General features: G+C 58.5%; 29 protein-coding genes. 2 read left to right on the plus strand and 27 right to left on the minus strand.

All coding sequences use genetic code 11. The features are described 5' to 3' along the window. Positions 1-28: 28 nt before the first annotated feature. From CJEIK_RS08155 to CJEIK_RS08210, 12 genes are all read right to left on the minus strand, one after another. On the minus strand, positions 29-775 hold the full coding sequence (locus tag CJEIK_RS08155) for a hypothetical protein (protein WP_005293461.1): 747 nt from the start codon (positions 773-775) through the stop codon (positions 29-31). A gap of 483 nt (positions 776-1258) precedes the next feature. Then, positions 1259-1564 carry a hypothetical protein gene (locus CJEIK_RS08160; RefSeq protein WP_005293467.1) on the minus strand — a complete coding sequence of 102 codons (306 nt, stop codon included), beginning with the start codon at positions 1562-1564 and terminating at the stop codon, positions 1259-1261. Beyond that, on the minus strand, positions 1554-1808 hold the full coding sequence (locus CJEIK_RS08165) for a hypothetical protein (protein ID WP_050760812.1): 255 nt from the start codon (positions 1806-1808) through the stop codon (positions 1554-1556). The genes CJEIK_RS08160 and CJEIK_RS08165 overlap by 11 nt, the downstream gene beginning before the upstream one ends. A 110-nt stretch (positions 1809-1918) precedes the next feature. Further along, positions 1919-2344: a Gp19/Gp15/Gp42 family protein gene (locus CJEIK_RS08170; RefSeq protein WP_005293473.1), complete on the minus strand. Its 426-nt coding sequence runs from the start codon at positions 2342-2344 to the stop codon at positions 1919-1921. A 20-nt stretch (positions 2345-2364) separates the two neighbouring features. Then, positions 2365-2694, minus strand: a complete 330-nt coding sequence (locus tag CJEIK_RS08175) for a hypothetical protein (protein WP_005293476.1) — start codon at positions 2692-2694, stop codon at positions 2365-2367. Continuing rightward, entirely contained in the window at positions 2694-3638 is a 945-nt protein-coding gene (locus CJEIK_RS08180; protein ID WP_005293478.1) for a phage major capsid protein, read from the minus strand. The genes CJEIK_RS08175 and CJEIK_RS08180 overlap by 1 nt, the downstream gene beginning before the upstream one ends. Positions 3639-3668: 30 nt before the next feature. Next, positions 3669-4085: a hypothetical protein gene (locus CJEIK_RS08185; protein WP_005293482.1), complete on the minus strand. Its 417-nt coding sequence runs from the start codon at positions 4083-4085 to the stop codon at positions 3669-3671. A 12-nt stretch (positions 4086-4097) separates the two neighbouring features. After that, positions 4098-5519 carry a head maturation protease, ClpP-related gene (locus tag CJEIK_RS08190; RefSeq protein WP_005293484.1) on the minus strand — a complete coding sequence of 474 codons (1422 nt, stop codon included), beginning with the start codon at positions 5517-5519 and terminating at the stop codon, positions 4098-4100. Beyond that, on the minus strand, positions 5516-7042 hold the full coding sequence (locus CJEIK_RS08195; protein ID WP_005293487.1) for a phage portal protein family protein: 1527 nt from the start codon (positions 7040-7042) through the stop codon (positions 5516-5518). Before CJEIK_RS08195 ends, CJEIK_RS08190 begins: the two co-directional genes overlap by 4 nt. Before the next feature lie 12 nt (positions 7043-7054). Continuing rightward, positions 7055-8434: a hypothetical protein gene (locus CJEIK_RS08200; RefSeq protein WP_143336412.1), complete on the minus strand. Its 1380-nt coding sequence runs from the start codon at positions 8432-8434 to the stop codon at positions 7055-7057. A 199-nt stretch (positions 8435-8633) separates the two neighbouring features. Next, positions 8634-8957: a P27 family phage terminase small subunit gene (locus CJEIK_RS08205; protein WP_050760813.1), complete on the minus strand. Its 324-nt coding sequence runs from the start codon at positions 8955-8957 to the stop codon at positions 8634-8636. Between the two features lie 604 nt (positions 8958-9561). Continuing rightward, positions 9562-10110: a hypothetical protein gene (locus CJEIK_RS08210; protein WP_005293497.1), complete on the minus strand. Its 549-nt coding sequence runs from the start codon at positions 10108-10110 to the stop codon at positions 9562-9564. Between the two features lie 67 nt (positions 10111-10177). Between CJEIK_RS08210 and CJEIK_RS08215 the strand changes: the two genes are divergently transcribed. Together CJEIK_RS08215 and CJEIK_RS08220 are read left to right on the plus strand one after the other, a co-directional pair. Further along, the gene (locus CJEIK_RS08215) at positions 10178-10315 is read left to right on the plus strand and encodes a hypothetical protein (RefSeq protein ID WP_169305850.1); all 138 of its coding nucleotides are present in this window, start codon (positions 10178-10180) and stop codon (positions 10313-10315) included. A 74-nt stretch (positions 10316-10389) separates the two neighbouring features. Further along, entirely contained in the window at positions 10390-10560 is a 171-nt protein-coding gene (locus CJEIK_RS08220; RefSeq protein ID WP_155115497.1) for a hypothetical protein, read from the plus strand. 306 nt (positions 10561-10866) lie between these two features. On the opposite strand, the gene CJEIK_RS08225 is transcribed toward CJEIK_RS08220, so the two are convergent. The 15 genes from CJEIK_RS08225 to CJEIK_RS08295 all read right to left on the minus strand — a co-directional run bounded on the left by CJEIK_RS08225 (position 10867) and on the right by CJEIK_RS08295 (position 18004). Further along, positions 10867-11058, minus strand: coding sequence for a hypothetical protein (locus CJEIK_RS08225; protein ID WP_005293507.1), 192 nt, complete (start codon positions 11056-11058; stop codon positions 10867-10869). Continuing rightward, positions 11058-11345, minus strand: a complete 288-nt coding sequence (locus CJEIK_RS08230; RefSeq protein ID WP_005293509.1) for a hypothetical protein — start codon at positions 11343-11345, stop codon at positions 11058-11060. The genes CJEIK_RS08225 and CJEIK_RS08230 overlap by 1 nt, the downstream gene beginning before the upstream one ends. Beyond that, positions 11342-11728, minus strand: a complete 387-nt coding sequence (locus CJEIK_RS08235; RefSeq protein WP_034964476.1) for a hypothetical protein — start codon at positions 11726-11728, stop codon at positions 11342-11344. The genes CJEIK_RS08230 and CJEIK_RS08235 overlap by 4 nt, the downstream gene beginning before the upstream one ends. 448 nt (positions 11729-12176) lie before the next feature. Continuing rightward, positions 12177-12854: a hypothetical protein gene (locus CJEIK_RS08240; protein WP_005293519.1), complete on the minus strand. Its 678-nt coding sequence runs from the start codon at positions 12852-12854 to the stop codon at positions 12177-12179. After that, a complete protein-coding gene (locus tag CJEIK_RS08245; RefSeq protein ID WP_005293522.1) occupies positions 12851-13117 on the minus strand; it encodes a hypothetical protein in 267 nt (88 codons plus the stop codon). Before CJEIK_RS08245 ends, CJEIK_RS08240 begins: the two co-directional genes overlap by 4 nt. Continuing rightward, entirely contained in the window at positions 13114-13329 is a 216-nt protein-coding gene (locus CJEIK_RS08250; protein ID WP_005293525.1) for a hypothetical protein, read from the minus strand. Before CJEIK_RS08250 ends, CJEIK_RS08245 begins: the two co-directional genes overlap by 4 nt. After that, entirely contained in the window at positions 13326-13757 is a 432-nt protein-coding gene (locus CJEIK_RS08255) for a RusA family crossover junction endodeoxyribonuclease (protein ID WP_005293529.1), read from the minus strand. Before CJEIK_RS08255 ends, CJEIK_RS08250 begins: the two co-directional genes overlap by 4 nt. Continuing rightward, positions 13738-14229, minus strand: a complete 492-nt coding sequence (gene ssb / locus CJEIK_RS08260) for a single-stranded DNA-binding protein (RefSeq protein WP_005293533.1) — start codon at positions 14227-14229, stop codon at positions 13738-13740. Before ssb ends, CJEIK_RS08255 begins: the two co-directional genes overlap by 20 nt. Before the next feature lie 5 nt (positions 14230-14234). Beyond that, complete coding sequence (locus CJEIK_RS08265) at positions 14235-14774, minus strand: hypothetical protein (RefSeq protein WP_143336405.1); 540 nt, start codon at positions 14772-14774, stop codon at positions 14235-14237. Next, positions 14756-15640, minus strand: a complete 885-nt coding sequence (locus CJEIK_RS08270) for a hypothetical protein (RefSeq protein WP_034964480.1) — start codon at positions 15638-15640, stop codon at positions 14756-14758. The genes CJEIK_RS08265 and CJEIK_RS08270 overlap by 19 nt, the downstream gene beginning before the upstream one ends. Beyond that, positions 15618-15929, minus strand: a complete 312-nt coding sequence (locus tag CJEIK_RS08275) for an HNH endonuclease (protein ID WP_256639353.1) — start codon at positions 15927-15929, stop codon at positions 15618-15620. Before CJEIK_RS08275 ends, CJEIK_RS08270 begins: the two co-directional genes overlap by 23 nt. Before the next feature lie 4 nt (positions 15930-15933). Then, positions 15934-16287, minus strand: coding sequence for a hypothetical protein (locus tag CJEIK_RS08280; RefSeq protein ID WP_005293544.1), 354 nt, complete (start codon positions 16285-16287; stop codon positions 15934-15936). After that, positions 16274-16849 (minus strand): ERF family protein, encoded by a 576-nt coding sequence (locus tag CJEIK_RS08285; protein ID WP_005293547.1) that lies wholly within the window; start codon positions 16847-16849, stop codon positions 16274-16276. Before CJEIK_RS08285 ends, CJEIK_RS08280 begins: the two co-directional genes overlap by 14 nt. Beyond that, positions 16842-17732 (minus strand): YqaJ viral recombinase family protein, encoded by an 891-nt coding sequence (locus tag CJEIK_RS08290; protein ID WP_005293549.1) that lies wholly within the window; start codon positions 17730-17732, stop codon positions 16842-16844. The genes CJEIK_RS08285 and CJEIK_RS08290 overlap by 8 nt, the downstream gene beginning before the upstream one ends. Beyond that, on the minus strand, positions 17717-18004 hold the full coding sequence (locus CJEIK_RS08295) for a hypothetical protein (protein ID WP_143336406.1): 288 nt from the start codon (positions 18002-18004) through the stop codon (positions 17717-17719). Before CJEIK_RS08295 ends, CJEIK_RS08290 begins: the two co-directional genes overlap by 16 nt.

The following is an 18004-nucleotide window of genomic DNA, read 5'->3' on the forward strand; positions in this document are numbered from 1 at the left end:
GTGCTATCGCCGTTGTTATCCGATGGGGTTACTGTTCCCCCGATGCTGCCTTGCCTTCGTCCTTGATCTCGTGCAGGGTCACACCGTCATCGTCAGTGTCCTTCACCGGCACATAGCCAGTCAGACCGGAAGCGGAGCCGTCCGGAGTGAACGCCTTACCTGCCTCAACCTGCTTCTGTAGATCAGCGATGGTCTTAAAGACCTTCGGCTTAACCTCACGCACGGAACCATCCTCGTCAACCTTGTAGAAACGCTGCTCAAACATCAGCTCGTCATCGCCGTTTTCGTAGTCGATGGCGAGGGAGCGCGGCTGCGGATCAGTACCGTAGGTGCGATCCTGCACAGACAGCAGGGCAGGCTTACGGGAGACCTTGATCTCCACAACACCGGACTGGTACTTGTACACGCGGGCGACCATGGCCTTCGCAACCTGACTGGTGTGCGCCAGGTACAGAACACCGTCCTTCTCCGTAGTATCCGGCCACTCAATGTGGCGCAGAACAGCAGTGCCAGGGATCAGGTCGACCGTGCCGGTAACAGCACCAGCAGTGAAGCTGGTTGCGGACTGGCCACCAGTGAGGTTGGTCTTGTTGCTGGTCACCTCACGGGTCTCGCCATGAGTAGAGTCGGTAGGCTCCACACCAGCGGAGTGCCACGGGCCAACGAAAGTGCCCGTATCAATATCAACGTGGGCTGCATCCTCGTCAAAGCAGAAGAGGACCTCACGGTCCTCAAGCACCTTCACATTCAGCCCTACTGCGCGGTTCTGAGACATAGGTTTTTCCCCTCTCGAAAAGGAATAGAAATGATTGAAGCCGCCAGTGGTTTTACTGACGGCTGGAAACTAGATTGTTAGAGGTTTGCGAAGAGTCTGCCGATTCCGACCGACACACTCATAGTGGAGACAAACCCCGTGGGCTGGAAACTGGGTCCCACCCCAAAAAACGACGACTGACGGCGACTAACCCCCAAACCAATCCCCGTAATGCCCTGGGTGAGTGCTGTGTACAGATTCCGCCCCAGGGCACGCACCTGCTGTTGGTCAGGACCGTACACACTTACCCGTACTAGGTCGCGGGTATGCGCTGCTCCATCTGCTTGCTGAGTATCTTCCGCCACGACAACGGCAATGCCGTCTGTGTGGCAGTTATACCCATCAGGCAGTTGGTATTGGTGCAACATGTCCTGATCAGTGTCGGGGAACAGGCGGGAAACATGGCGGAAGGTTACGACCACTGGGTCAGGTGTGAAGCCGGCGCTAGGAGACATCCTGCACCGCCCTCGTCACAAACCCCGTCTGCGCCTGTTTCATCACAGCGCCGGGGTGCCGTACGGTAACGACCGCAAGCGGGCGACCATCAGCCTGTGACTCCACAGGGGTCACCAGAATCGTATGCTCTGGGGCTTTCTCCAAGCGTGCACGCTGACTATCGCTAATCTTATTGACCTTCGGCCAGCGCATCTCCATGTAGTCACGCAGCTTCTCCGCACGATCATTTACTGCTTTACGCACGTGAGGCTGCTGTGCCATCTGCTTAAAGATGGCGTCCATGTTAAGCGACATCGCCGCTCACCTCCCCACGCTCCACAATGAAAACGACCTTCGGCTGGTGCCAGGAAACCGCAGGACGACGGCCAACGCTGTAATCAAAAGACATACGCTGCTGCACCGTGAAATCCTCACCACGCACCTCAACGACGTCACCATCGGCAACGCGAGTTCCTGCCGGGGCGATGATCTGCAGGCGTTCCATGTCGCCATGTACAAAGTCGTTCCCCTTGATGACCTGGTCGCCAGCGGGAGACACAATGCAATGCTCCACGAGTATCCCTGGCGCGTACTGTGGCCGACCTCGCCGGTCCCGCCCTACCAGCGCTCCTCTGATAGTGATTGGTTCCCCAGCTTGGTCTGGACGTATCACGGCGACCACCTCTCCGGCCAACGACGAGGACGAGGAAACCGCCCCCGCGCGCCACGCTGCCACAACCCCAGCAACTTCAGCAGCTCATCGGTGAGCTTCACCCCACCCCACGAGACCGAATCAACATCGGAGAACGTCACCGAATCTGACTGTGGCCCCGTGGTGGATGACACCGATCGCATGCCGGCGTTGCTGCCAACCATCGTGGCCGCGGACACCATCTCTAGCACCACGCGCCGGGCTGCCGCCTCCATCCACGGGACTGTCTCGAGTTCCGCGTGGAAGTCTCGCCCGGCGCGCAGGAACGCTACCTCGATCAACTCCACCGCGTCATCGATCAACACTCCAAGGCGTTCCATCTCATCTTCGGTCAGTTCACGAGGTAGGCGGTCGGCCACATACTCGGCGTCAATCTCAAGCATGTTGTACCTCCCTCTTCCTTCTAGCGGGTAGCTGCGATGATGTCCTTCTTAGACAGCCCCTTGGTGACGATGCCTTGCGTCTCTGCGTACTTGCGCCACTCGTCGATCGACGCGGCGCGCGCCGGGCGCGGCATGTCGCCAGCTGGCTTAGCGCCCGTCGTTGGCTTCGCCTCCGGAACTACCGTCGGCTTCGGCTCCGGCTTGGATGCCGGCTTCCCTTCCGACGGATCAGCTACCGCGCCACAGGACTCAAGCCACTGCGCCGTCGCCTCATCCACCTCGACAACAGTCCCTGGTGGATACACAATGTCCTCCGGACTCCAAAACTTTGCCAGTGTGACCTTGGGCATTAGGCAATCCCGGTCAGCTTCACAACGGCCTTCGGGTTATCAACCGCAATGGCGCGCTTGCGCACCAGGTCGGAGCGCCAGGACATGGTGGGGCCACCCAGGTCAGACTGGCCGCCCTCGGAGTACAGAGGCGTAGCGGTCAGCGGCATCGTATCCGACTTGAAGCCAACGCCCTGCGCCTCGAAAATGTACGCCGTGCCCGGCTCAATCAGACGAGAAGTAGCAACACGAAGCGTGCCGAACAGTTCAGTATTCCGCAGACCGCCGAAGATGGAATCACCATTCTGGTCAAGGAATACTGGGTTATCCAGGGCGGCGTTGCCGATGTAGTACTTCTGCATAGCCTCGTTGCGCACCAGCTTCGTGTAGGACGCCGGGTGCAGCAGGATTGTGTTCGGCTCGTAGTCGAACTGACGGTTTACATCACCGTCGTTCGCAGCCTGCACCATCTCCACAGCATCGAACAGATCCTTCACCGGATCGCCACCAGTCCACGGCGCGGATACTTGCAGCTCCGGAACCTTTGCCGACTCAAAAACGCCAAGGACAGCGTTAATGCCGTGGCGGATGACAGTCTTTTCCAGAGCCTGGATGTGACGGTCTACCTGGTCAACCTTGTTCTCTTTCTTCATCTCGTACGAGATGCGGATAGCCTCACCGGACTTGATGCCGTATGCGGCGCGCAGCGGCCCCAGCTCCGGGGCAGACACTGGGATTTCGCCGAACTCGGCGATCTCCTCAGCATCATCAGCAAGATACAGACCGGCGGCTTCACGGAATGCCACAACACCCTTGTTGTCCTCAGCCTGGCGGAAGAACAGGTCCTCTAGGAACTGCCCCTGCAGGCCATCAATCACACGCTGTGGAATGAAGGTTGGGTCTGCCATCATTTCGGATACGGTCAGCTTCGGACCGTCGTAGGCGCTAGTAATGAGATCACTCATTATGTTTTCTCCTTCTCAAAAGTTGTGGGGTTAGCCCGCCGCTGCCGGGGCAACGACTGGGATTACGAGGGTTGTCTTAACGGTCTTGCCAGCACCCGTGCGGGCGGCAACACCCACAAGCAGAGACCCGGAGGCGGACACCTTGCCGTCGGCGGCGGCGTACACCGGCGCGCCCTGCTTAATCGCCGCAGCATCCCCATCAACTTCGAGTGGGACGGTGGCCGGTCCGATGTGCACTGCAACGATGTTCGGCGCATCAAGTGCCAGGGTGTTCGACGGCTGGGTCTCCTTCTCGGCGAATGCATTCTCGGTGACCGCACCGAACACCGGGCCAGCGGCGTCGGCGTGCTTTACACCGTTCTCGCCGACCTGGACGAGTCGGAACTTGGTTACGTCTGCTTCGGCCTTGTAGCTGATGGGGCCGGAGCGGAAAGTGGGATTCGGCATTATTTCTTCTCCTTAGTGAAAGTTCTTGCGGGAAAGAAAGCCGACCTTGTCGGCCTTCGCGGACAGATTCTTAGACGGCTCCTGCTCGGTGTCCTTGCCGTAGCCGATCTCCGCGCGCGGGATGGTGCCAGCCGGGTTGGACCCGTAGATGTCGCGGGCGGCCTCCGGGTCACGCTTCATCGCGGCAATCGCCTTCGTGCGGCGGGCTGCAGAGATACGGCCTTCCTTGACCCAGCTGTCTACCTCGGCGACAAGGGCGGCTTCCTTCTGCTCCTCCATCGCCTTCCAACCGTGCTGTGCAGCGGCCTTAAGCTCTGCGTAGGTCTCCGAGTCCAGCGTGATCGTGTCACCACCCGAAACAGGCGCGGCTGGCGCTGGATCTTCGCCCGTCTCTTCCTCTGTGTCAGTAGCGGCGGCCTTCACCATCACTGGGACGATCAGTTCAACCGGAGCGTCCCCGCCGTTAGCTGTAACGGTGAACTCAACCGTGGTGTCAGGCTCTACGTTCGCTGGTGCGGTCACCTTCAGCACGCCGGTATCCTCGACGACCTCCCCAGCCCAACCATCCGGCACCTCAGTCACCTCAAAGGTCACACCAGCGGGAACCTCACCGACCGGCGCGACCTCAACCGCACCCGTCGGCACCACCGTCGTGTCCTCCGGGTATGCCAGATCAATCGTGGCGGTCACGGTGACCTCTTCATTAAAAAAGCCGGAGAGTGCGTTCTGCACGTCCTCCGGCGACTTGCCCAGCTCCTTGGCGAGCTGATTCAAGATACTCATCTTGTCTCCAATCTGCCCATCACTGGGCGTAGTAGAAATGTCCCCCGATACCGACCGGGAGACAGGCGGCGGCGGAGCCGCAGCCCGGTTAGCGAACTTGAAACGCCGCTTCGCCAACGACGCCGACGGCTCCGGCGCGGACGACTTCTCAGCCACAATTCCATCCGCCAACCCAGCGGCCACAGCCTCCTCGGCGGTGTACCAGGTCTCTGCGCTCATCGCGTCCAACCAGTCCTGCACCTCACCACCGGCCTTACCGGCGTAGATAGCGGCCAGCTTGTTGTCCTGGCGCTCAAGGTCTCCCAATGTCTTGCGAACATCATCCGCATTACCCTCAGCCAAAGTCCACGCACGATGCAGCATCATCTCCGATGACTTCCGCATGAGAACACGGTCAGCACCACCAACCGCAATAAACGACGCGGCAGACGCGGCCAGCGATTCCACAATCACCGTGACCTCACCATCGTGGTTCTTCAGGGCCGTCATGATATCCACGCCTTCGTAGACATCACCGCCACCAGATGAGATACGTACAGTGACATCACCGGAGATTTCGGAGAGTTGAGCCATCACCGACTTCGCAGTAATCGCATTCTCAGGCTCCCAAAAATCCGGCCCAATCGGCCCATACATCAAAATCTCGTTCATGCTCCACCTTTCAATCGCGCCACCTTGGCTAAGAGCTCAGCGTTCAAATCAAGTGCTGCGTTGTACCGCTTTTCAAGTTCAAATCGACGTTCAATGTCAGCGAGGGCGGGCGCCAATGGTTCCCCGGTGCCGGAACCTCCCGTCACTGGCTCGCGGTACGCGTCGAACGACTCCGCCGCATCAGGCGCGGGCTTCGACTCTTCAACAGAGGCAACATCAGTAGGAACTTCATCCTGGGGACTCAGCGTGACGCCCATTTCTTCCTCAAGGCGTTGACGCTGCTTCTTCGACTCCAAAGCATCAGTAAGCTTCTGCTTCGGCGGCAGCGTGTACCGGCGACGCAAATCCTCTTCCAAATCCTTATCGCTCAGGATCAGGCCAGCGTTCTTCAAGTTCGCTAGATCAGCTGCACTGATCTCCTTCTTGGATGCAATTGGGTCGAATGAGATGCGAGGCACCAGTCCGGTGTGCTCTGGAAATGCGACCCGCACCAAGTCCTCCACGATGTGCTGTGTCGCCACATCCGCTACCCATTCCGCGGTGGTCTGCAGCGATTGGATGAACAGGTCGGATTGGGTCTCCGCTAGTGCGTAGGAGCCTCCCTTGCCCTCGAGGTTCAGGAAGTGCGCCAACACCGACTTCGCAATCATGCTGTCGTGGTAATTAATCGCCTCACGTGGGCTAACTAGCTGACCCGAGGTGCCCAGCAGCTGCAACTTCGCCCCAGCCGGGATAGAAGCCCCCGAATGCTCGCCAGCGCGGAACCCCTCAACGATGACCTGGCCATCCTCGAGGTCTTTATCCGGATCCATCGCCACATCGGAACCCGTGTACACGGGCACTCCCATGCCGTTACGGTCTAACGTGTTCAATTCAAGACGCAGCAACGAATCGCGCAGTTTCCAGTGCTTATACGCAGGACGCAGAACAGACTTACCTGTCCACTGCGCCCCCTCATCATCGAAAACATACGCAACCAGACGATCAACGGGAATACTCCGCGCCTCGCCCTGCCGATGCCTCCCCGTGATGGCAGTCTGTCGGATCGACTCCAACCCGCCATCGTCGGCGACCTTAATCCGATCGATCGTGCCCGGCCACCGCGGCGCGAGCTTCACCAAATGCTCACGCCCATCCAACCCCGGCTCATACACTTGCTCAAAGAACATATGGCCGAACTGCAGCGCCTTCAACGCTTGCTCAAGGTGCTTCTCCCACGACACACGGCCCGTGCGCGGCGCGAACGGCTTATTCGGGTCCTCACCCTTCGCCCGCAAACGCAGATCCTCACACACCGCCCCCACAATCTCATCCGGCGCGCCGTTCGGCTCCACAAACCACGTCGCGCGGCGAATCGGCAGGGTCACCGCACGAAGCACGGACGTCACCTGCGCGTCCTCGCGCCCCATCTTCGCGAACACCTTCGCGGAGTGCGGGAACCGCAGTTCCCAATTATCATCCGCAAGCGCATAGTTACGGGTAGCCCGCGCATGGCCAACCTCACGCACATTCAAACCAGCCATGCTGGCCACCTCCTAGAAACTCATCTCAGACACACGACGCTGCTTCTTCACCGCCCGTGCCGAGCTCACATAATGACGCTTACGCTTAACCTCAACCTCGCCATCCCCCACCCCGAACTCCTGCAACCCCCATACGGCCAACGTTGCGGCCACCAGGACAGTCACATCCCCGGAGTATCGGTCAAGGCTGCGATACCGGCCATTCTTCGACCGCTCCTGCGCCACCCCCAACGCATCAAGCCACCGCTGCGCCCCGTCATGCACGATCCGCTTCTCCGCCCACAAACGCAGAAACAGCTCATAAGCCTTCGACACCTGCCCACCGCTCAACAGCTCCGGCTCCACCCCCACACCCCGCAGCGGCTCCACCATCGTGGAACACTGCCCTGATGGATCAAGCACCACAGCAACAGGATCATTCAATTCCACAGTGCTGCCGACCTTCTCAACGACAACACTGCGATCGAACTCTTCATAAGGAGCCAGCGACAAAAACAACCGATCCCCCCACTGGGCAGCAGACACCACACCGACCGCTTCACCATCAGGGGTGACATCCACAGCCACACATGAATCCCCCAACGACGCCGGCATCAACTCCGACGCGGCAGACCAATCAGACAGATCAACAATCGGAACAAAGTCACTAACCTCGTCACCGTCACGTGGTACCCATTCTCCCTGCCCCAACGTCTCCACCAGAAACGGATCCAATAGCGCTTCTGAAGTGCGAGCTGACGCGGCCTCCGAACGAACCTCATCCAACTGCACACCGGGGCGCGGCTCATTCACCAACGACGGGTTTGCCTTCGCCCACGTTGCCTCATCAAACGGATCATCATCCGGTTCCCGGCACCATTCCTTGAACAGCATGCCGTCAGACCCGTCAGAAGCCGCCCACCGCTTCGCCGAGAAGATCGCACCATGGAAATGCTCCCGCGTGTTCACCGGAGACGAGATAAACACCTTCTGTGCATTAGGCCGCGCCTTCGTCGTATTATTCATCGCCGCGTAAACCTCATTCGGCAGGTCAAAACACTCATCGAAGATCAGCCAGTCGAACGACAGGCCACGACCAGTCTTCTTTGTACGCGTCCGATAGTAGATCTTCGCCTTATTTGGAAACTTAATCGCATCTTTGCCATTACCCATCACGGGGCGAGGCGAAACACCCGGGTGCTCGTCCTCCCACCACTCCATGAGCGCCGGGTTTGCTTCGATAACATCCCAAAGACGGTCGCGGGCATCCATCGCAGTATCCAAGAAGTGTGCCGAATGCATAATGCGCTCCGCGCCACACAGGTAAATGGCTACAAGCTCAAGAGCGACAAGAACCTCACCCTTGCCGTTCTGGCGGGCAAGAGACACAACGACCTCACGAGACGCCCACATACCCTCATCGGTCTGCAATAACGAGTCGCGCAGCAGCTCTTCTTGCCAGGGATACAGATTAAGGCCTGCCCAACGGACAAACTCACACGCCTTGCTGGCAAACTCAGTGTCACCGGCAGGGACATGTTGGTGCGTTGGCGTCTGGCACCCAATCAACCACTCCGGCTTACCCACCAGACACCTCCGATCACCAAAATGACTACTTCACGAGCTTGAAACCACCGAACTTATCCACGTTGGCACCCGAAACATGGCCACCATCCGCAGGACGCACCCCAAACAGATCCGGGCGCTCCTTCACCCAACCGCGGATCTCAGCCGACGCCATACGCTCAACCTTCACCGCCGGATGCTCGACCGGATCCCCCGACCCCTTATCCACAACAGCCCCCTCGGCGGCAATAATCTCCCGCGCCTCCTGCACTCTTTCGATCAACTGAGCGACAATCGTCACTGCGCGGGAATCAAACTCCGAAAGCTCACGATCGCCCGCTAACGCCTTAACCAATCCAGAATGACTCAAAACCTACCTCCATCCCTAAAAGCTCGCGAGAACCACGAAACAAGCCGAAAAACGTCATGACCAGTGGAGAGAGAGACGCCTTGCCTGCAGGCCGAGCGGGAGGGTGTCAACGCGCCACCCGCCTAAGAATTCAGGCCCGGGTCTTAATCACTGTTCACGCCCAGGCGAAACCATTCCCCGCGGGCTGATCTTCCACTTTCTTCTTCGGTTTATCCCAGGCTCCGCCTCTGCGGTTGCAGTATCGGTGTAGCAGCCTGGTCGCTCTGGTCGCCTGTTTGTTTCTAGCGTATTTCAGCGCGCTTCCTGGCCCGTGGTCAGCTTCTAGTGCTGCGTGGTCGAAGTTGCGTTCAGCGTCTTTGTACATTGGTTGGCCGCATTCGGGGCATGGGGTGCCGTCTTTGTGTTGGGCGAGTAGTCGTCGGCGTTGCCTTTGGTGTGGTGTTCCGTATCCGCGTTGCGTGGTTGTTTTCCGTGTTTTCGGAGGCATAGAGGTTTGGTGCACCTCCGGTTTTGCGTATGAGAAAACCCCACAACCTCGGGTGGTGAGGTTATGGGATTACAGGCTTTACGCACGTAAGTGTACCACGAATATGGACATCTGGTGTTATGTGTCGGTGATTTCTTTTGTGCGGTATTTGGTTTTGCCGTTTTCGATGTAGGCGGTGACGTGGTGGCGTTTGCACCATTTGCGTATTGCGTCTGGGGTTTTGCCTAGTGCTCGGCCTATCTCGTCGGCTGTGGCGTAGTCCGGCAGCTTCACTGCGTGTGGGGCTTGTGGGTGGATGTGGTGACGGAGTTCTGCCTCAAGGTCACGAAGCTCTGCTTCTAGGTCTTCGTACCACGTGAGGTTCTGGAGTCTCGCTCGGTGGCGGTAGAGCCAGGCTGCCCAGTAGTTGCCGACTTGTGTGTTGTGCGGGATGAGGATGTGTAGGTCTTCGGAGGTGTTGGTGGCGAGTTCTCTAAGTCGGGTTTGGGTGTCGAGTAGGTAGTCGAGTTGTGTGTCGTTGGTGGGGCTTGATGGTCCTGTGGTGGTGTGGCGTACGCCGGTTTGGCTGGTGCGGGCTGCGTGGTAGCGGTTTTCCCAGATTTCTGTTTGGAGGTGGTGGAGGTGGTTGGCGAGGTGGCGGAGTGTAGTGGGGAGGTCGGTGGTCATGTAGTGTTGGTCTCTTTTCTTGTGTGTGGCTTGGCGTCTACATATCTAGTGCTGTATACTGGTGTTAGTGAGCAAGAGAGTCTCGCTCACTGGAGAGGAAGAGATTATGTCGCTAGAGATAATCGCCACTCTCGCGGTCACGGCATTCGCCGGAATCCCTGGATGGGTAGACCTCATCCTGAGATGGAGGAACCGCAAGAAGTAAAGCCCCTGCTCCTGGATACCGAAACTATCCAGGGGCAAGGGCTCCCTCTCACCTTACATTCAAAGGAGTCGATCATGAACCTCGCTAGCCTCGCGTTACTGCTCAGATACATAGCTTTCGTCATTCTCCTTGCCCTGCTGGTGAAGCTGGGCGCGTCTGCCCCGGTGTTGGCGTTGGCTGTCTTGTTCGTTGCTGCCACTGCCGTTGTGGATGCTCTGAACCGCCGCGTGGATAGGGCAAGGTGATCTGGGATGCGGATTGTGGCGGTTGATCTGGATTCTGGACGGCATTTGTGGACGGCTGCGCAGTGTGCCGACTATTGCGGTGTAACTAAGCCAACGTTTACTGCGTATGCGGCGCGTGGCACTGCGCCTAGTCCGTGTGGTCATTTCGATGGGCGGACTCCCGTGTGGGATGCGGAGGAGGTTCGGGCATGGCAGGGGTCGCGTCCGTCTCATCGGCGTTAGTCTCGACCGAATGAGTTTTCCCTTTGCTCCCACCTGGCCGTATTCCGAGCCCATCACGGAAGCATTCGCTGCCTAGACCTTTGGCTATGTGTGTGGGATTTTGTTGGCTTCGATGTGCGGGGTGTGGTCGCTAGTGATGGTGTCGAGCATGTCCCTGGCGATCCCTTCGGCTTCGTATTCGCTGTGCGCTTCGACGTAGGCGGTGTAGGTGACAGTGATCTCGTACTCGTGCCAGTTGTTGTAGCGGTCGATTTGTTGCATGAGTGGGTCGGGCATTACTCCTCTTCTTTCGGGTCGAGTGGGTGTGTGTCTCCGTATTCGTCCACTATCTGTAGATCACAGTGTGGGTGTTGCATCAGGAATGTTCGGAGTGTGTTGGTGAATTGGCTGCCGTAGTCGGTTTCGTAGCCGAGGTATCCGTTCTGGTGTGCGCGGTAGAGGATTTGGCGCCAGTTGATCTCCTCGCGGATGCGGGGTAGGTCGCGGAGGTGCTGGCCTACCTCATGGGGGCTTTGTAGTGGCGGGGTGTGGCTGTTGCATTGGAGGTAGAGGTAGGTGCTCACTGCGCTTCCTGTCTGTAGTGGTGTGCGAGTAGCGCGAGGGCGAGGGGTTTCAGTTCGTCATCGTGGATGAAAATAACCTCCTCGACCCCTTGGGCTGTACATTCGATGATTATTTGCTCGCCCCAGCGGTGGAGCATGATCGGCTTTTCTTCCTTCTCCATGCAAGCTGGAAGCGGGACAACTGTGTTATCCCTTGGCAGCACGATTTCCACGGTGCGTGCCATACGGTCTGCGTAGGCGAGGGCTTCGGCGTGGGTGGGGAAACTGTATTTCGGCGATCTGTATTGCCAGTTGCGTTCTGGTGCTCCGATCCACGGGTCGTCGCCGTGCGCTTCCATTGTGCGGTCGCGCCAGACTTTCCAGCGTTTATGTTTGGTGGTCATGGTTTACTTCTTTCCGGTTGTTAGGGGTTGGGCGGTATTTCCACAGGTACGGGCTGTCCATTGGTGAGAATGTTGGTCCGGTGAGTTGTCTGCGTTCTACGGTGCGTAGCCACCGCCAGCCGTGCTGTTCAGTACGTACTGGACGCCACGCGAACCAGCGGTGCCACGGTCCGGTAATGGTCATTGCTCTGCCTGTTCTGCCTGGTCGGCGTCTCTCGTTAGCCTGTACCAGTAGTCCGATACCAGCAACCCTTCTTCGTATAGCGCTATGACTGTACGGATTGCGGCGGCGCGGTCGGTTACGTTGTTGCTTATTACGGCCTCCGCTATCTCTAGCGCTCTGTTATAGACGTGCATGTTTTCTCACTTTCGTGACCTGTGGTTTCGTAGTTTGGTTTTCAAAGTGTGAATTGAAACTGTCAAACTGTTAGCGGTTTCGCACTTTGTTTTATGAATTAGCTGGGCTGGTTCCCCATCCGTGGCGGAGAACCTGGCGGGTGGTTCCGGAGAGCATCACGTCGTCGGTGATGGCGCCCCTCTGCTCCCACACATAGGGTTTGTGTGTCCACGGGTCTTCGCCCGGTTTAGCGACAATACTTCCTTCGGGTAGTGCTCCGTATTCTTTTTCTGTGGTGACGGTTTCTGGGGTGTCGTGTGGGCGGGCGGGAATGAGCGGGGTGATGAGGGTGACTTCGTTGTCGCTCCATGCGCGCACGCCCCCCTCGTTGTTTTCGCCGGTTATCCATAAACCTGTGGATTCCTTGACCGCTGGGGCGTTCGTCGTGCTGAAGTCACCTTCGTCTGCGTCGATTAGCCACGCTTCGCCTACGGGTACGTCCTGCGGGCGGGTGGTTTGGTCTGGGAATTCGAGGTCGTCGATATTCACGGTGCGCGAGTATGTCCCGTTTGTTGAGATGCTGCTTAGGTACACGATCTGAATGAGGCCGTTGTGTGACTTATCGTCAGCGATAAGAACGTCGCCATATTCCGGGTGTTTTGCCCATCGGCCTAGTAGCCCGGTGGTGGGTTGCGCGTGGTTGATCTGGTCTTCCAGCTGTTCGATCCGCTCCGCGAGGGCTTTAGCCTGCTGTTGTAGCTCTTCCAAGCGCTTATGGTTGCTGGTCATCGAGCGTCCTCCTTCATGGCTTCGGCTTCTTCCACGGCTGCGAGGAGGGCGAGGGCTACGCGGCGGGCTTCGTTGTAGTCGAGTGCTAGTTCTTCGCCCTCATGCGTATCCACGTAGATGGTGCCCCGGCTGCGGTTGTGGGCGACGGCTCCGTCGTTGTCGATGTCGCCCTCAATTTCGATGGAGTGGCCGGTGAACCAAGCGCTGTAGGTGCGGCGGCTCGTTGTGGGCGCGGGTAGTTCGTAGGTTTTACTGATGGTCATGGGGTGTCCTCCTTAGGCTCTGGTCGGTAGATCGGTGCTGAATCGTCGGGTTCGTACAGGTCGTAGTAGGTGACACTGTTCTCGCCTGGATCGGGTGCGATGAGCCCAGCGACATGTAGCTGGTGCACGAGCTCAAATAGGCTTTCGCCCACCTCGTCCATGTAGGCTGCGATGTCGATTGCGCGGTCGAAATTGGTTACTGGGCGGCTCATGCTGCGCCCTCCATGAATGGAGTGATGGTGATGTGTGCGCCTGTTTTCTCGCCCGGTGCTGCGCGACGCTTGGAGCCTGTTAGGCGGACTATCTGTGAGTCGTCGGCGTAAGCGATGCCGGTCAGTGCGTCGTTGACGGCGCGAAGCATTTTGTCCAGGTCAGGCTTTTGCACCATGGGTGGCGCCGGTTTATCGCGCATGGCTTTAGTGCGTGGCATGACGAAATGCACGGCTACCGTCACGGCACCGTCGATGGGTCGCTTGCAGACGAATCGGGCAACTTGTGAGACAGTGTCGCGCCATGGCTTGACCTTCTTGGAGGACTCCACAAGCACGATCTTCTGCCCGCGTCGGTAGGCGTTCTTTGAGCCCTGCGGCGCAGCAATTCCCGGCACGAAAAAGGTCAGATCAGAAAGGCGGGTTTCCATCGTTGTCTCCCTGCTGGTTGGCGGGCTGGTCGGCGAATGGGTCGGCCTGCTGTTGTCCGAATCCCGCCTGGCTGTCCTGCTGGCTGAAGCCGTTCTGCTGCTGGTTGCCCTGCTGGTTCGTCGTGGCCTTCTGCACACCTGCGACTGCCCAGCGCAGATCAGGCGCTACAGAGTCGGCGGTCATTTTGATCTGCAGCTGCTCGCCGCTAGGTGACTGCCATGCGGTCGGTCGCACCTTGCCCGCGACGGTGACGCGCGTGCCCTTCTTGAGGCTGTGCGCAACATTGGCGGCCAGGGTGCCGAAGCAGGACACCTTGACGGCGATGACGGGTGTGTCTTGCCACTGTCCGGTGGCGTTGTTTTTCTCCCGCTCGCTCCACAGAACGGTGAGCCCTGCCCAGGGTTGGCCGTCCGCGTTGTGCTGCAGCACGGGATCGCTGGCGAGGTTGCCGGTTACGGTCATGTGGGTCATTTTTTCTACTCCTTGGTGCTTGGTTGGTCTTGGTTGGCGTCAGATTCGCTCTGGTTGGCGTCTCTCGCGGGTTTTCCTGGCTCTAGTACCCACTTGTTCGCAAAGCGCTTCTTCGTCGCCTCTACGGCCTTCTGGTCGACGTTCCCGGCTCGCTGGCATAGCTCTGGGGATCGCCCATCGGCAGTGAGTCCCATCTGCAGGTGCCGTTGCTGCTCGCGTTTCTGCCTGATCTGCTCCCGGACTTGCCGGTAATCGGGGTCAGCGGATAGCTCCTCATTGGCGCGCCACACCGCCTGACGGAACAGAGAGGGCGTGATCTGCCGGTCGCCGTCATGGGTGCGGGTGATCCACAGCGCGGCTTCCTGGAACACGCGAGCTGGGAGGTGTGTCCTGGCGACCACGTCGGCATAGACGGTGGCAACGACGCGGGTCTGGTGATCGTCATCCATGCGGGGCATGTGCTGTGGCAGCGCAGCCTTGAGGATCGAGATCACCTTGAATGCGATCTTCAGCGCTTGCTCGTCGGTCATGCTTCGAGTTGCCATTGCAGCACCTCCGCTTCTACGACTTCAGGCTCACTCCCCTTGCCGAAGAAACGATCCTCAAGCGCTTCAGGTGTGAATCGGTTCCTGGGGACTGCGACTGGGGTGTCGTTTTCGTCGATTGCCTCCCAGCGACGATCCTTGAGCCACTTGTGCGGGTGGGGGATGTAGCGGGCATCGTCCACTCCGGGGTTGTCCGCATAGACGGCTGTGAGGCGGAGCAGCTCTTCGGGGTCGATGGTTTTGGTTGCTTCGCGCCATTGCTTCGCCGCGTCCTTCTTCGAGGCATTGCGTCGGCGTGGGTAGGTCTTCCACCAATCCTCGAATGCGGGCGGATACTCGCTCGGTCGCGCGTCCGACCTTCGGGCGGACGAGTCCGAACTCGGTTCGGACGATATATATTCCTGTTCCCTTTCCCTGTTCCCTTTCCCTGTTCCTAGGGGTGTTTTTCCTTGCGGAGACACTGAAGTTCCTTCATTGCTACTAAACCGCTGGTCAGGGGTAGAATCCGGGTCATCTGGCGCTGGGAATTTCGGGTTCGCGCGCCGTTGAGGCTTTTGGTGGTCGTCCCAGCTAGGAATGTTGTAAAAAGTACGCCCACGGTGCTTGTAAACGTCGATTCCGAAGCCGTCCACAACTTCCTTGCAAAGACACTGAAATTCCTTGCCTTGCCTCTGAAGTTCAGAGTCGAGCCATTGATCCTCTTCCGGGAAAGCAAAAGCGCGGAGCTGAAGCATGTTCATCTCTCCGCGCCCGTGGTCATCGGCAAGGCACCACATGGCCACATAAAGAAGCCTTGCCGTATGTGAGACGCTGGCCGTATCTGGCGATGTGAAAAACTCGGGCTTAATGGTTCTGATTCGAGCCATCTTCTTCCTCCTTCCTATAAACCCCTCGGTAGTATTTCGGCGGCCAGGTGACCTCGTCCCGGCCACGAATCAACAAACCCCGCTCGTAAGACCAAGCGGGGTTAGCGTGAACGTATGTATGGCAGGCGCTACAGACGGCGATCAAGTTATCCTCCGTGTGTCCGCCGCCTTGTGATCTCATCTTGCGGTGATGCAGGTGCTGGGCTTGCCAAGCGCAAGCGCCGGGGATCATCGCCTCACAGGCGCCCTCGGCTCGGTCGAGAACCGCGTTAGCGACTGCAGGAGGCATTGCCTTACGCTTGCCCATGACCACTCCCGGCATACGCCTGACGGATTCCAGCCGCCATGGTCTGTAGTGCGGACTGCTCGCCCATGACGGCGCGTAGTGTGTCCTTCGCTCGCTTGTGCGCCACATCGGCCACATCGCGGGCTGCGCGCTTCTCCTCGGTCGAAACCTCCGCCTTGGCTTCCTTGTCCTTAATGCTACCCTCGGCTGCCAGGTAGGCCATGGCATAAGCGTTCTTGTATTCGCGCTCTGCATCGAGGTAGTCCGCGTAAGCCTTTGAGACGACCTCCACGCCCTTATAGATGCGCTCGTTTGTGGTGCGCAGGTCGCGTTCGATCTGGACGGGGTTAAGAGGCTCCATTGAGCTCCGCCTTAAGTTCGCTTACCCGGTTAGCTACCTGCTTAGCGAGGCCTAGCTGTTGCGCCTGCCCCCACTTCTCACGCAATCGCTCAATGTCCGTCTCCTTATTGACTGCATCGAGGAACTTCTGCTGCTTCGACGAAAGCGAGATTTCATAAGTGTAGCTATCAGGGTCTGGCTCGTTCGTTGGCAGGCAAAACGCCTGCAAGAACAGGGTGCGAAGCGCTACGCTCATAGCCTTAGCTGTGGCCTTATCTCCCGAATCAAAAGACTCCGCCGCGACCTTGCTATCGAAGTGCGAGCCGTCAGGGCCAAACCATCGGTAGGTGACGATAAGGTCAATAGTCTTAGCAACACTGCTCCGCGTCTGCTTCTCGCCCTGCGTCGCTTCAATGTCGATCGGCACGCAGCGCAGCCCGTGGGAGCGCATAGAAGGGCCGAAAATCTGCATTACGTCATCAATGCCACGGAACTTGAAGCCTTGATGGCTGTTGCTTTGATTCTTTCCGAGGCTAGTCACGTCATTCATGACGGCCTGCATTGCTTGATGAACATCAGTCATTGTTGTGCTCCTTCTCGAATGTAAGACGCAAGCTGGGCTTCGTTTCCTTCTCAACCGTGTACTCGTCTGCCAGGTCGGCATGATCTTTGCGGAACCTCTTGGAATCGAAGGTCTTGCGCACACTCGGCTTCGTCATCGTCACCAGGCCAATGCTGGGATACTCCCAACTGCCCGGCTCGTCACCGATGGCATGCATGATCTGTGCTCGCAGCTCGTTAATCTCCGCCTCGATACCGGCTTTCATGTCGGTGAGCTTCTTGATCTGCGCGAGCTCGAAGGACACGTCCGGGCGCTCGGGGTTCTTGCCTTCGAGCCACTTGTGGGCGAAGTCCACTAGCTCTTTGATGCGCTTCTCATTGCGCCGAATGACGCAGCTGCGCACCTCGCCAGGCTTGAACTCCTCACCCTCGATTACGTACGGCTCCCAGGCGAACAGGCACTCGTCCGCATCGGTCACATACAGCTGTACCTGCACCTGGTCGTAGTACACGGCGGGAATATCCCCGTCGCCCCAGTCACGGTGGGCGCCAACGGTCTTGATCTCGCCGATGAGCTCCATTGGTTGCCCCTCGCGCCAGTCACGATCGACCATGTCCGGTGTTGCACCGATCAGGCCGGCATCGTCCACCCACAGGTCGTCGTTGGCCTCGAGGCTCGAGTCGATCTCTAGTCGAACATGTTTAGCGATAACCGGCTCGCGTTCCTTGCCCCACTCGGTGTATCGGTTGCCGGTGAAGTTTTGCTTGCCGGTGCGCTTTTCTTCGCGCAGCTCGCGGGCGTATTTAGGCGACCGGATCGCCCTAGCAATTTCCGTAGCCGTGATAACCTCACGGCGTTGCTCCAGCCACTCTTCGGTGTCGAAGCTAATTAGGCGTTGCGGCATGGTGGCAACGCTCCTTTCTCTTCTATAAGGCGCCTTGCCTCGTTCTCTGCCTCGTAGATGAAATTGATGTCCAGCCCGAGGCGGGTAACGAGCTTGTCTAGCGTGGAAATAAACATTGTGTTGCGACGCGATACGGGGTTGCAGCACTCATTGAGCTGGGCTGGCGAAATCCCCGTGAGCTCCACAATCAGATCGCTGCCCAGGCGGTCGCGCTTAGCAGCTAGTGCAGCCTGTAGCCCGGACGGGATCGGCACTTGCTTAATCTCGCGCAC

This window comes from Corynebacterium jeikeium, from assembly GCF_028609885.1.
In the GTDB taxonomy this organism is placed as follows: domain Bacteria; phylum Actinomycetota; class Actinomycetes; order Mycobacteriales; family Mycobacteriaceae; genus Corynebacterium; species Corynebacterium jeikeium.

What these genes read in the sequence shown, in the direction of transcription:
- CJEIK_RS08280 (WP_005293544.1), bottom strand. Translation starts at nt 16,287, where the DNA reads ATGGAGCCTCTTAACCCCGTCCAGATCGAACGCGACCTGCGCACCACA.
- CJEIK_RS08160 (WP_005293467.1), bottom strand. Translation starts at nt 1,564, where the DNA reads ATGTCGCTTAACATGGACGCCATCTTTAAGCAGATGGCACAGCAGCCT.
- CJEIK_RS08245 (WP_005293522.1), bottom strand. Translation starts at nt 13,117, where the DNA reads ATGACCATCAGTAAAACCTACGAACTACCCGCGCCCACAACGAGCCGC.
- CJEIK_RS08255 (WP_005293529.1), bottom strand. Translation starts at nt 13,757, where the DNA reads ATGGAAACCCGCCTTTCTGATCTGACCTTTTTCGTGCCGGGAATTGCT.
- CJEIK_RS08220 (WP_155115497.1), top strand. Translation starts at nt 10,390, where the DNA reads ATGAACCTCGCTAGCCTCGCGTTACTGCTCAGATACATAGCTTTCGTC.
- CJEIK_RS08180 (WP_005293478.1), bottom strand. Translation starts at nt 3,638, where the DNA reads ATGAGTGATCTCATTACTAGCGCCTACGACGGTCCGAAGCTGACCGTA.
- ssb (WP_005293533.1), bottom strand. Translation starts at nt 14,229, where the DNA reads ATGACCCACATGACCGTAACCGGCAACCTCGCCAGCGATCCCGTGCTG.
- CJEIK_RS08185 (WP_005293482.1), bottom strand. Translation starts at nt 4,085, where the DNA reads ATGCCGAATCCCACTTTCCGCTCCGGCCCCATCAGCTACAAGGCCGAA.
- CJEIK_RS08190 (WP_005293484.1), bottom strand. Translation starts at nt 5,519, where the DNA reads ATGAACGAGATTTTGATGTATGGGCCGATTGGGCCGGATTTTTGGGAG.
- CJEIK_RS08290 (WP_005293549.1), bottom strand. Translation starts at nt 17,732, where the DNA reads ATGCCGCAACGCCTAATTAGCTTCGACACCGAAGAGTGGCTGGAGCAA.
- CJEIK_RS08265 (WP_143336405.1), bottom strand. Translation starts at nt 14,774, where the DNA reads ATGGCAACTCGAAGCATGACCGACGAGCAAGCGCTGAAGATCGCATTC.
- CJEIK_RS08200 (WP_143336412.1), bottom strand. Translation starts at nt 8,434, where the DNA reads ATGTGGGCGTCTCGTGAGGTCGTTGTGTCTCTTGCCCGCCAGAACGGC.
- CJEIK_RS08270 (WP_034964480.1), bottom strand. Translation starts at nt 15,640, where the DNA reads ATGGCTCGAATCAGAACCATTAAGCCCGAGTTTTTCACATCGCCAGAT.
- CJEIK_RS08195 (WP_005293487.1), bottom strand. Translation starts at nt 7,042, where the DNA reads ATGGCTGGTTTGAATGTGCGTGAGGTTGGCCATGCGCGGGCTACCCGT.
- CJEIK_RS08250 (WP_005293525.1), bottom strand. Translation starts at nt 13,329, where the DNA reads ATGAGCCGCCCAGTAACCAATTTCGACCGCGCAATCGACATCGCAGCC.
- CJEIK_RS08285 (WP_005293547.1), bottom strand. Translation starts at nt 16,849, where the DNA reads ATGACTGATGTTCATCAAGCAATGCAGGCCGTCATGAATGACGTGACT.
- CJEIK_RS08225 (WP_005293507.1), bottom strand. Translation starts at nt 11,058, where the DNA reads ATGCCCGACCCACTCATGCAACAAATCGACCGCTACAACAACTGGCAC.
- CJEIK_RS08155 (WP_005293461.1), bottom strand. Translation starts at nt 775, where the DNA reads ATGTCTCAGAACCGCGCAGTAGGGCTGAATGTGAAGGTGCTTGAGGAC.
- CJEIK_RS08175 (WP_005293476.1), bottom strand. Translation starts at nt 2,694, where the DNA reads ATGCCCAAGGTCACACTGGCAAAGTTTTGGAGTCCGGAGGACATTGTG.
- CJEIK_RS08235 (WP_034964476.1), bottom strand. Translation starts at nt 11,728, where the DNA reads ATGACCACCAAACATAAACGCTGGAAAGTCTGGCGCGACCGCACAATG.
- CJEIK_RS08170 (WP_005293473.1), bottom strand. Translation starts at nt 2,344, where the DNA reads ATGCTTGAGATTGACGCCGAGTATGTGGCCGACCGCCTACCTCGTGAA.
- CJEIK_RS08210 (WP_005293497.1), bottom strand. Translation starts at nt 10,110, where the DNA reads ATGACCACCGACCTCCCCACTACACTCCGCCACCTCGCCAACCACCTC.
- CJEIK_RS08240 (WP_005293519.1), bottom strand. Translation starts at nt 12,854, where the DNA reads ATGACCAGCAACCATAAGCGCTTGGAAGAGCTACAACAGCAGGCTAAA.
- CJEIK_RS08275 (WP_256639353.1), bottom strand. Translation starts at nt 15,929, where the DNA reads ATGCCTCCTGCAGTCGCTAACGCGGTTCTCGACCGAGCCGAGGGCGCC.